Raw genomic sequence first — 9,964 nt, 5'->3', positions numbered from 1 at the left:
ATAAAAATTTTTGGACTTAATAGAAATTCGATCAAAAAAGCTATTTTATGTACATTGGTTTTATAAATACCAATTATTGAGAACATTACACACAGCACTCCTAGTAATACTTAAAAACGCAACAGATTGTTACATTAATTTAGTACTAAAATTCCATTAATTACCAATAAAAAACATGTGAAAAAAATCACAAATCATCAAGAATATGTTATTTCTTGTTAATAAAACAATAGGAATTAAGAATTCGAACCACAATACACCACAACACATTACATATTAGTTAGATACATAATACTGAGTTCATATCCGCTTTTAATTCCAATTTAATACTTCAACAACAAACTGAAATTAATCTTGATCTCTCAAATAAATTCGAACACGAAAAAAACTTTACTAGTAAAATTCTACTTCCACTTTCTACCACTATTTTTAACAAACAGGTACTTTTTTTCGTAAAACCAAACAAAACATGTGGTTTTTACAATAAAATTACCTATATTTGCACCGCTTTAAAAGCAAAAAGGATGCGTAGCATAACTGGATAGTGCACTACGTTACGGCCGTAGAGGTTGGGGGTTCGAATCCCTCCGCGTTCACAAAAAAACGTTTCAAGAAATTGGAACGTTTTTTTTATGCACAAAAATCAAAATGCATTCGGGGAGGCGAACCCTTTTTTGGGGTTCGTACCTGGCTCATGACGAGGAACGAGGAATAATCCCTCCGCGTTCACAGAAAAACGTTTCAAGAAATTGGAACGTTTTTTTTTATGCACAAAAATCAAAATGCATTCGGGGAGGCGAACCCTTTTTTGGGGTTCGTACCTGGCTCATGACGAGGAACGAGGAATAATCCCTCCGCGTTCACAGAAAAACGTTTCAAGAAATTGGAACGTTTTTTTTATGCACAAAAATCAAAATGCATTCGGGGAGGCGAACCCTTTTTTGGGGTTCGTACCTGGCTCATGACGAGGAACGAGGAATAATCCCTCCGCGTTCACAGAAAAACGTTTCAAGAAATTGGAACGTTTTTTTTATGCACAAAAAAACATTTAGCAATACGGCCCTACTCCAAAGAAATATTACTAATTATTAATTTTTTCATTAAACTTGTCACACTTTGTATCTTCATCTTGTCTAATGGATAGAGAATATTGATTTTAATTGTCAATTAAAGAAAAAGTTATGAGCGAAACATTGGAGGGATTAGTTGTTAAGGCTAATTCGGGAGATAAAAAAGCATTAGAGAAAATCTTGGTAGAAATTCAAGATCTAGTTTATAACCTTTCGATTAAAATGTTACTTTTTCGTGAGGATGCCAACGATGCAACTCAGGAAATATTAATTAAAATTGTAACGCATTTAAGTACTTTTAATCATCAAAGTCAGTTTAAAACCTGGGTTTATAGAATAGCCACCAATTATTTACTCACACAAAAGGGTAAAAAGTCGAAGGAGTATTCCGTGTCTTTCGACGAATATGCAAACCAAATTGATGCCGGGCTGTCGGATAATGTGAATTATACTCAAAACGAAGGTGAGATTGCACTCCTAGAAAAAGAAGTGATGTTTGGTTGTACGCAAGGTCTTTTGTTGTGTTTAAACGAAGAAGACAGAATGATTTACATTATGTCGGTGGTGCTTGAATTTAACAGCACCGAGGCATCTAAAATTCTTGATATTACTCCTGAGAATTTTCGTAAAAAGCTGTCCCGATCGAAGACCAAAATCAAAAACTTCATGAGTAATAAATGTGGCTTGGTAAATAAAAACAATCCTTGTCGTTGCAAAAGGAAAATTGATTTTTTAATCGACAATAAGATCATGAATCCTAATAATTTAATGGAGGAAAAGTATTACCATCGCACCATCGATTTTACGGATAAAATTGGTGACCTTCAGAAAACAATGGCCATTTATCAAACGGCTCCAAAAATGCCTGCCCCCGATACAATATTGAAAGAAATGAAAAAGGCTTTGCGCTTGAATTAATCTTGCGAATGTCAGTGGTCTGAATTCTTATTCTGTTATTTTTCCATAAAAAATGTCACACCTGGCATCTTCCTATTGTCTAATTTATAAACAACGGTTATTTGTTAATAGAATAAGTCAAAAAGAAACGAGAAAAATTAATTGAAATGGAAAACAAATTTGAACTAAAGCAATTCCTAATTATTACATTAATTACCAGTATCTGGATTCATATTGGAGAAATGGCTAGAGCATTATTTGTAGCATTCCCTCGAATTGCAGCCTTTTTCGAAGGTAAAATGCAAATTATTGGTTTAGAGCAAGCCGAGCTAAGTCATGCTTTAATTTGGGGTGCTTGGGATACGCTTTTAACGGCTGTATTAGTCTTTGTATTTTGGCTTTGTGCTAAAGCCTTTGGGAATAATGTTAGAGCGATTCTAGTTTCGGGAACAGTAACTTGTTTTGCTACCATTGGTATTTTTTGGATTGCTTTCGCCAATACAGGCTTGGGCGAGTGGAGCACAGCCTTTATTTTATTCCCACTTGCGTGGATTGAGTTGGTAATTGGTGCATGGATTGCTTCTAAACTTTATGCAAGAAAAGGATTAAACTAAACTCTCATAGAAATGGCAGTAAGCAAAGATTTTCTGAATTACGTTCTCGATCAATTGTCTTCCTGGGAGGGAATTTATACCAAAAGAATGTTTGGCGGTGTCGCTCTTTTTCAAGATGGTTTAGCTTTTGCGATGATCGCCTTTAATGTTGTTTATCTGAAAGTAGATGAAAGCAATATAGACAAGTTTATTGCACAAGGCTCTACCCCACTGAAACCTTTTAAAAGTGATGAAATTGTGAAATCCTTTTACAGTGTTCCTCCTGATGTATTCGAAAATTCAGATGAATTTATAGTTTGGGCAAAAGAGTCATTCGAAATTCAAATAAAAAGAAATCAAAACAAATAAAATAATGGAGAAATTACATATTCTGTGGACAAGTAATGATAAGGATACATTTAAAAACATGATATCTATGTATTCGATTAATTCCGTGAAAAGTGGATGGTGGGATGCTGTTAATATCATTATTTGGGGTGGTTCGTCGAAATTGGCTGGTGAAGATGAGGACGTTCAGAAAGAACTTCAGAAAATGATAGCAAGCGGCGTAACAATAGAAGCTTGTAAAGCTTGTGCCGATAAATACAAAGCGTCTCAAACATTAACCGATTTGGGTGTTGAGGTAAAATACATGAGTAAGCTGACCGGTTATATTAAAGGTGATGATAAGATGCTGACGATATAATTGAGAATTTGAAAAATCAATAAAATAAAAACAAAATGATTGACGCAAAAAAATTGACGGCTCCTTGCGGACTCGCTTGTTGGGCTTGTAATTATTATAAAGACAATATTACCGCAGAACTGGCTGAAAATACCGCAGTTATGATTGGTATGACCGCGGAAGAGGTTGCATGTGAGGGTTGTAGAAGTGAAAGAGGTTGTGCGTTTGAAATGCCCTTGACAGGTGGTAAAGGATGTGTGACTAAGAAATGTGTTGAAGATAAAGGTCTGCACAATTGCTCGGAATGTAATGTGTTCCCTTGCGAGAACCTTATGCCAGTTGTAGATGGCTCTGATAGAGCTCCTCATAACACAAAGATTTATAATCTAAGTAGAATCAAGTTAATTGGATTGGAAGAATGGGCAAAGGAAGCGTCTATGATTCAACAGAAGTACTTTAAAGGTAAGTTTGTTTACGGACAAGCGCCATCTTTATCTTAAATTCGATTAAATCAATATGTGAAAATTTATTCTAAGCTTAAAACCGAATATCATGAAAAAACACAATTGCGAAGAATGTGCGATGCGTGCCAAGTACGATCGAGCTCCAAAATCATTAATTGGAAGATTCTGGCGATGGCATATTAATTTTTGTCCAGGATGGAAAGGCTATATGAAATCGTTGGATGAGAGAAAAAAAGACGAACTAAGGCTTAAATACGAGTTGGTTTCTAAATAAAAGATAGAAAGCCAGTCCTGAATATTCGGGATTGGCTTTTTTGCTTTAGTTAGTGAGATTGTTATTCCTTTTTACAACTAATTAGGACTGATATTTAGAAGTAATGATTGTCAGTCAGAACCATTTTTTAATGCATTTTAGCTAGCATTTTTTGACGATGGTCCGTTCCCCACTTATGAAGTTGCAGAATAATAGGTATTAATTCTGTGCCCATTTCTGATAAGGAATAAACTACGGCTTTCATATTATCATTCAGCTCGGTTCTAATTATTACACCATTCATTTCTAGATCTTTCAACTCCTTTGAAAGAATTCGAGGCGAAATTCCATGGCATTTTTTCATTTCATTAAAACGTTTGGGTTCAGATTGTAGGCAAAGAATAAGACGTATTTTCCATTTTCCACTTAGTACATTCATTAAATCATTAAAAGGAAGAAGAAATGTGTTGCATTCTCCCGATCCCGAACATTTTGTGCAAGCCATTTAAAGTTACATTTAGGTTACCAGTTACATAAAGGGTACTTCAGTAAAAATAGCAATTTTAGTCTTTATATTAGTGATATCGAAAAAACAATTACTAATTGAAACCTAAATAGATATGGAAGTAATCAAATTAAATCGCAGTATTTTTCAACGTATACTCGGAAAACCAGCTACAGAATTGCCGGAAAATAATGATTTCTGGTCTTTCACTGATAGTAAGATTACGATTAAACTTAGTGAAGCCAATGGTTTATCCAAACCAGATGGTGCAGTTCGTCTCGAAGGCAAAGGGCTTCCCAACAGAATTATTCTTGTACATGGTAAAAAAGACCAGTATCAGGCTTATGACAATAAATGTACTCATATGGGACGCCGTGTAGATCCAGTTCCTGGTACTGAGACGGTTCAATGTTGCAGTGTTAATTGTGCTACTTTCAACCAAAAAGGAGAGGTTATAGATGGACCAACAAAAAAACCGTTAAAGACACATCCTGTCACTCTTGAAAACGATAAATTGATAATTACACTCAATTAGATTTATACTAGTTAAAATAATTGTAACGAATTAAAAGCCAGTCTCGAAAAAATCGGGATTGGCTTTTTTGTTTTCTGTAAAATGTATTAGTCAAACAGTAATAGGTATTACTTCACCAAATCAGTCAAGTGTATTTTTGTAAAAAAAATTTTTAAATATATGACTAAGTTAGAACAAAACTATGAGGTATTTCTAAGTCTTATAAACAATGAAGATATTGAATTTGTAAATAAGATAAATGATACCATGCTTCAGGACAATTATGCTTCTAAAATAGAGCATAAAAAGACGCTATCTGTAATAAGTTATCGAAATAAAAACACCAAAAAGGTAGTTGTAAATATCACACTAAAGAAAGGGGTTTTGTCAGTAAAAATAGTGGGTCATCATATTGCTAATTATGAAGATTTTCTTGAAGAATTACCGACTTCAATGATTGAGAATATCGAATATTCTGCTGATTGCAAGCAGTTAATTGATCCCTCGGCATGTTGGCAAGCTTGCGAAATGGGTTCTGTTTTTAAGCTTAAAGGACAAAAAATGGCGAAATGCAGATATGCTTGTTTTTCCTTTGATGTGGAGAATGAAAATAAGACTGGAATTAATGCATTTATAGATATGGAGCGTAAATGTCAGCTCTAATTTTGTCGGAATATGTAATAAAGTAATGAAAAACAGATGAAACTATAATAGTTAAGTTTTAATCACTCAGATTTTTATAAGCATGAAATCAAAAAATAAAAAAACATTAGTTATTGGCGCTGGTGGTCAAATAGGAAAAATATTGATTGAGCAATTAGAAAATAAAGGAAGCTCGGTTGTTGCTTTGGTTCGTAGCAAAAGTAAAGCACAGAAGTTTATTGATTCAGGTATTGAAACAGTTGTAGCGGACCTCGAAGGGGATTTTGAACATGCTTTTAAAGGATGCGATCGTGTTGTGTTTAGTGCTGGTTCTGGTGGCGCTACAGGTTACGATAAAACGCTATTGATAGATTTATGGGCTGCTAAAAAAGCGGTAGATTACGCATTAAATAATAACATACAACACTTTGTAATGGTTAGTGGTTTAGGAGTAGCTAATCCAGATGAGTTTGTTACAGAAATAAAACCCTACTTGGTAGCTAAGTATTTTGCCGATAATTATTTAATGGAAAGTGGTTTAGTATATACTATTTTGCGACCAGGTAGTTTAATAAACGATAATGGAACAGGTTTAATCAGAACCTCAAGACCTGTAAAATTTTCAGACTTAATTATTCCAAGAGAAGATGTAGCCAGCGTAATCAATTACTCTCTTTCGAATGACGAAATGAAAGGGAAAATAGTGGAACTTTTTAGTGGAGCTGAATCCATAGAAACTGCATTTAAAGAGGAAACTATTGAGGTAAACAATTTATAATGGGTGTAAGAAAACTCTTTGCAAGAAAATAGGTTAAAAATTAAGGATGGCAAGTGTCATCCTTTTTTTGTTGTATCTTATTGATTGGCACAAATATTTCAAAATCTGTAAAATGTATTAGTCAAACAGTAATAGGTATTATTTCACCAAGTTAGCGGAGTGTATTTTTGCTTTATAATTTTTAAACAAAGGTACAATGAGCAAAACATCTAACATCTTTCAGAAGATCGTTTTAATAACAGGAATATTGAATTTCCCAATTGGTTTAGGGATGATGGTTCCAGCTGTAATGAATCCAAATCCTGAAACATTTATAACAAGCGTAGTTGTTGGTGCTTTTATAATTTTCGCAGGCGCAACACTTGTTTGGTCTTCGCGCGATTTGAAAACTCGGGCTTCAATTGTGGTTTGGAATGGAATAGTTAGAGCCATTGGCGTATTAGCTGTTAGCTACACAACAACTATTGGTCATGTGCCAACAGAACAAATTGTAGTTACAGGTTTAGATTTAATGCTTGCTTTTATATATACAATTGGTAGCGCTAAACATACAGGAATCTCATTTGGGAAATTATTATTAGGAAAAAGTGAATTGAAATAGAATCAGATAAAATTAAAAGACATGAAAAATATAGAAGGTAAAGTAGTCGTAATTACAGGAGCAAGTAGTGGATTAGGAGAAGCAACAGCTCGTTATTTAGCAGAAAAAGGTGCAAAAGTAGTTCTAGGTGCTCGTAGAATAGAAAAATTAGAAGCTATTGCTGCCGATATTAAAAAAAATGGTGGCGAAGTAGAAATTCTAAAAACCGATGTTAGCATTGCTAATGATGTTAAGGATTTAGTAAAAAAAGCTATTGACAGCTTTGGTAAAATAGATGTTCTGGTAAATAACGCGGGTATTATGCCATTAGCACCGTTAAGTGCTTTAAAAGTGGACGAATGGGACAGTATGATTGATGTAAATATTAAAGGAGTGTTGTACGGAATTGCAGCAGCATTACCAGAATTTCAAAAACAAAAATCGGGTCATTTTATCAACTTAGCATCTGTTGCAGGATTAAAAGTGAGCCCAGGAGCAGCAGTTTATAGCGGAACTAAATTTGCCGTAAGAGCAATAAGTGAAGGTTTAAGACAAGAAGTAGGTAAGGATATTAGAACAACCATACTTTCTCCTGGTTTAATCGATTCTGAATTGCAATTGGGAAGCTCAGATGAAGCAACCTCTCAATTTGTACAACAGGTTTATAAAGATGCAATTCCTGCTATTTCTATCGCTAAAGCAGTGGCTTATGCTATCGAACAACCTGCCGATGTTGATATTAATGAGCTAATTATTCGACCTACAGTACAAGAATTTTAAGACTTGGATGAGCAATGCAATCCAAAATGAATTTAAAAAAAATAAGAATTAAATCATGTCAAATATAAAACCGATTTCTGCAGAGTTTCCATTTGAATCTAATTTTCAGGAAATATTAAACTCTAAAATGCACTATATAGATGAAGGGGATAAAAATTCAAAACACACCTTTTTACTCCTGCATGGTAATCCTACATCAAGTTATTTGTGGCGTAATATTATTCCTCATTTAAGCCCTTTAGGTCGGGTAGTTGCTCCTGATCTTATTGGAATGGGAAAATCAGATAAACCAGATATTGATTATACTTTTAAGGATCATATCGAATATTTAGATGCGCTTATTGAAAAATTAGCCTTAAAAGATATTATTCTTGTTATTCAAGACTGGGGTTCGGGTTTAGGTTTCAATTATGCGAATAAACATAGGGAAAACATTAAAGGAATTGTATTTTTCGAAGCAATTGTCCAGGTTTCCTATTGGAAAGATATGAGTGAAGAAGTTGCAGGTGTATTTCAAAAGTTTCGTGACCCTAAAGAAGGTTATGAGATGATTGTAAAAAACAACTTCTTTATTGAAGCGATGTTACCAATGGGTGCAGGCAGAGAATTGACCGAGGAAGAAATGAACAATTATAGAGCACCTTATTTGGAAGAAAAGCACCGAAAACCATTATTGGCTTGGCCGAATCAGATTTCTTTCGATGGCATTCCTAAATTCACTACAGATATTGTTAATTCCTATAATGAATATCATAAAACTTCAGCTATTCCGAAATTAATGTTTTATGCCAATTCAGGTTTAATTATTGTTCCGGAATTAGCACAAAATATACGAGAAACATGGAAAAATATTACTTCTATAGATTTGGGTGAAGGAAAGCATTACCTGCAAGAATCACATCCTCATGAAATAGGGGAAGGTATTGTAGATTGGTATAAAGATATCCTTGAGTAATTGTTGGCAAGAAGCAATTTCTTCTCACTAAAGAAGTAATTAGTATCTTTATAAACGTGTGAATTGGAAACCTGCCAAACGATTAATTTTTTGAAATGAAAGATATATATAGATTAGAAACCATAAGCCAGGTCTGTGATTTTTTACACACAGAAAAACCAAAACATCCTTTGGTAACTATCATACCGCATGGGGTAACAATGGATGATCGTTTTAGTGGCAAAACTATTGTTGCCGATATGTATCAGGTAATTTTAAAACCCGATTCCGATGGTTCCTTTGCTTATGGAAGAAATACCTACGATTTTCAGGAAGGAACCTTGGTATTCATTAAACCTGGGCAGGTATTTACCATGCCTCACTGGGATAAAAACACAGCAAAAGGAGGTTGGATGTTACTGTTTCATCCCGATTTAATTCGGAAATCAGAATTGGGAAAACACATCGATAATTATTCTTTCTTTTCTTATGAATCGCATGAGGCACTTCATTTATCGGATGAAGAGAAGAATGAAATTTCATTAATATCTGAGAAAATAAAAAAGGAATACAGTCAGAATATCGATAAGCACAGTCAAAAATTAATTGTTTCAAATATTGAATTGATACTTGATTACAGTACCCGATTTTACGATCGTCAGTTTTATACCCGAAGCAATCTTAACCAAGATGTGGTGAGTCGTTTTGAGCAATTGTTAAAGGATTATTATGCTTCAAACAAGCAACTTGAAAGTGGAATCCCTACGGTAAGCTATTGTGGCGCCGAGTTGAATATGTCTTCCAACTATCTTAGCGATTTGCTGAAAAAAGAAACTGGGCGCAATGCCATGGAACACATTCATTTTTATGTGATTGACAAAGCAAAAACACAGCTTTTGAATTCATCAGAACCTGCCAGCCAAATTGGCTACGGATTGGGTTTTGAATATCCACAGCATTTCAGTAAAATTTTTAAGAAACGTACAGGCATGACTCCTGCCGAGTATCGAAGAGTGAATTAGCATTAAAAAATAGTACAATTAAGCTTCTCAAAACTGAGAAGTTTTTTTATTTTCGGCAAAATATAAAATGAATCTTCATCATTTAAAATTCAAACAAAAGAATGAGTGAAGAATGAGTGAGTTCTTGAATACTCAGATTTTTTTTGAATCAATAACATAAGAATGACTGCAGGGGCTTAACACACACACACACACACACACACACACACACACAAATAATTTAAGTTTATTAGTATAACTGGTTCAA

At 34.2% G+C, this 9,964-nt stretch carries 14 protein-coding genes and 1 tRNA gene; 14 read left to right on the top strand and 1 reads right to left on the bottom strand.

Annotated features, from left to right (window positions below):
- Positions 1-522: 522 nt before the first annotated feature.
- From BZG02_RS13570 to BZG02_RS13535, 7 genes are all read left to right on the top strand, one after another.
- A tRNA-Arg gene (locus BZG02_RS13570) sits at positions 523-596 on the top strand.
- Between the two features lie 585 nt (positions 597-1,181).
- On the top strand, positions 1,182-1,988 hold the full coding sequence (locus BZG02_RS13560) for an RNA polymerase sigma factor (protein ID WP_101261980.1): 807 nt from the start codon (positions 1,182-1,184) through the stop codon (positions 1,986-1,988).
- Between the two features lie 146 nt (positions 1,989-2,134).
- Positions 2,135-2,581 carry a hypothetical protein gene (locus BZG02_RS13555; RefSeq protein WP_101261979.1) on the top strand — a complete coding sequence of 149 codons (447 nt, stop codon included), beginning with the start codon at positions 2,135-2,137 and terminating at the stop codon, positions 2,579-2,581.
- A 12-nt stretch (positions 2,582-2,593) separates the two neighbouring features.
- Positions 2,594-2,929, top strand: coding sequence for a TfoX/Sxy family protein (locus BZG02_RS13550; RefSeq protein WP_101261978.1), 336 nt, complete (start codon positions 2,594-2,596; stop codon positions 2,927-2,929).
- A gap of 4 nt (positions 2,930-2,933) precedes the next feature.
- The gene (locus BZG02_RS13545) at positions 2,934-3,266 is read left to right on the top strand and encodes a DsrE family protein (protein ID WP_101261977.1); all 333 of its coding nucleotides are present in this window, start codon (positions 2,934-2,936) and stop codon (positions 3,264-3,266) included.
- Between the two features lie 35 nt (positions 3,267-3,301).
- Complete coding sequence (locus BZG02_RS13540; protein WP_101261976.1) at positions 3,302-3,745, top strand: DUF3795 domain-containing protein; 444 nt, start codon at positions 3,302-3,304, stop codon at positions 3,743-3,745.
- Positions 3,746-3,797: 52 nt separating this feature from the next.
- The gene (locus BZG02_RS13535; protein ID WP_101261975.1) at positions 3,798-3,983 is read left to right on the top strand and encodes a hypothetical protein; all 186 of its coding nucleotides are present in this window, start codon (positions 3,798-3,800) and stop codon (positions 3,981-3,983) included.
- A gap of 127 nt (positions 3,984-4,110) precedes the next feature.
- On the opposite strand, the gene BZG02_RS13530 is transcribed toward BZG02_RS13535, so the two are convergent.
- A complete protein-coding gene (locus BZG02_RS13530; protein WP_101261974.1) occupies positions 4,111-4,467 on the bottom strand; it encodes a winged helix-turn-helix transcriptional regulator in 357 nt (118 codons plus the stop codon).
- Between the two features lie 115 nt (positions 4,468-4,582).
- On the opposite strand from BZG02_RS13530, the gene BZG02_RS13525 reads away from it, so the two are divergent.
- The 7 genes from BZG02_RS13525 (at position 4,583) to BZG02_RS13495 (ending at position 9,717) form a co-directional block, all read left to right on the top strand.
- Complete coding sequence (locus BZG02_RS13525; protein ID WP_101261973.1) at positions 4,583-5,002, top strand: QcrA and Rieske domain-containing protein; 420 nt, start codon at positions 4,583-4,585, stop codon at positions 5,000-5,002.
- Positions 5,003-5,161: 159 nt separating this feature from the next.
- Complete coding sequence (locus tag BZG02_RS13520) at positions 5,162-5,644, top strand: hypothetical protein (protein WP_101261972.1); 483 nt, start codon at positions 5,162-5,164, stop codon at positions 5,642-5,644.
- An 82-nt stretch (positions 5,645-5,726) separates the two neighbouring features.
- Positions 5,727-6,401: an SDR family oxidoreductase gene (locus tag BZG02_RS13515; protein WP_101261971.1), complete on the top strand. Its 675-nt coding sequence runs from the start codon at positions 5,727-5,729 to the stop codon at positions 6,399-6,401.
- Positions 6,402-6,597: 196 nt separating this feature from the next.
- The gene (locus BZG02_RS13510; RefSeq protein WP_101261970.1) at positions 6,598-7,002 is read left to right on the top strand and encodes a hypothetical protein; all 405 of its coding nucleotides are present in this window, start codon (positions 6,598-6,600) and stop codon (positions 7,000-7,002) included.
- A gap of 21 nt (positions 7,003-7,023) precedes the next feature.
- Positions 7,024-7,761, top strand: a complete 738-nt coding sequence (locus BZG02_RS13505; RefSeq protein WP_101261969.1) for an SDR family oxidoreductase — start codon at positions 7,024-7,026, stop codon at positions 7,759-7,761.
- A 55-nt stretch (positions 7,762-7,816) separates the two neighbouring features.
- The gene (locus BZG02_RS13500; protein ID WP_101261968.1) at positions 7,817-8,716 is read left to right on the top strand and encodes a haloalkane dehalogenase; all 900 of its coding nucleotides are present in this window, start codon (positions 7,817-7,819) and stop codon (positions 8,714-8,716) included.
- A gap of 95 nt (positions 8,717-8,811) precedes the next feature.
- The gene (locus tag BZG02_RS13495; RefSeq protein WP_101261967.1) at positions 8,812-9,717 is read left to right on the top strand and encodes an AraC family transcriptional regulator; all 906 of its coding nucleotides are present in this window, start codon (positions 8,812-8,814) and stop codon (positions 9,715-9,717) included.
- The last annotated feature ends 247 nt before the right edge of the window (positions 9,718-9,964 follow it).

It is taken from the genome of Labilibaculum filiforme, assembly GCF_002843315.1.
Lineage (GTDB): Bacteria > Bacteroidota > Bacteroidia > Bacteroidales > Marinifilaceae > Labilibaculum > Labilibaculum filiforme.
The sequence above is the reverse complement of the archived record's forward strand: the minus strand, read 5'-3'. Positions and strand labels throughout refer to the sequence as shown.

What these genes read in the sequence shown, in the direction of transcription:
- BZG02_RS13540 (WP_101261976.1), top strand. Translation starts at nt 3,302, where the DNA reads ATGATTGACGCAAAAAAATTGACGGCTCCTTGCGGACTCGCTTGTTGG.
- BZG02_RS13555 (WP_101261979.1), top strand. Translation starts at nt 2,135, where the DNA reads ATGGAAAACAAATTTGAACTAAAGCAATTCCTAATTATTACATTAATT.
- BZG02_RS13505 (WP_101261969.1), top strand. Translation starts at nt 7,024, where the DNA reads ATGAAAAATATAGAAGGTAAAGTAGTCGTAATTACAGGAGCAAGTAGT.
- BZG02_RS13525 (WP_101261973.1), top strand. Translation starts at nt 4,583, where the DNA reads ATGGAAGTAATCAAATTAAATCGCAGTATTTTTCAACGTATACTCGGA.
- BZG02_RS13515 (WP_101261971.1), top strand. Translation starts at nt 5,727, where the DNA reads ATGAAATCAAAAAATAAAAAAACATTAGTTATTGGCGCTGGTGGTCAA.
- BZG02_RS13510 (WP_101261970.1), top strand. Translation starts at nt 6,598, where the DNA reads ATGAGCAAAACATCTAACATCTTTCAGAAGATCGTTTTAATAACAGGA.
- BZG02_RS13530 (WP_101261974.1), bottom strand. Translation starts at nt 4,467, where the DNA reads ATGGCTTGCACAAAATGTTCGGGATCGGGAGAATGCAACACATTTCTT.
- BZG02_RS13560 (WP_101261980.1), top strand. Translation starts at nt 1,182, where the DNA reads ATGAGCGAAACATTGGAGGGATTAGTTGTTAAGGCTAATTCGGGAGAT.
- BZG02_RS13550 (WP_101261978.1), top strand. Translation starts at nt 2,594, where the DNA reads ATGGCAGTAAGCAAAGATTTTCTGAATTACGTTCTCGATCAATTGTCT.
- BZG02_RS13500 (WP_101261968.1), top strand. Translation starts at nt 7,817, where the DNA reads ATGTCAAATATAAAACCGATTTCTGCAGAGTTTCCATTTGAATCTAAT.
- BZG02_RS13495 (WP_101261967.1), top strand. Translation starts at nt 8,812, where the DNA reads ATGAAAGATATATATAGATTAGAAACCATAAGCCAGGTCTGTGATTTT.
- BZG02_RS13535 (WP_101261975.1), top strand. Translation starts at nt 3,798, where the DNA reads ATGAAAAAACACAATTGCGAAGAATGTGCGATGCGTGCCAAGTACGAT.
- BZG02_RS13545 (WP_101261977.1), top strand. Translation starts at nt 2,934, where the DNA reads ATGGAGAAATTACATATTCTGTGGACAAGTAATGATAAGGATACATTT.
- BZG02_RS13520 (WP_101261972.1), top strand. Translation starts at nt 5,162, where the DNA reads ATGACTAAGTTAGAACAAAACTATGAGGTATTTCTAAGTCTTATAAAC.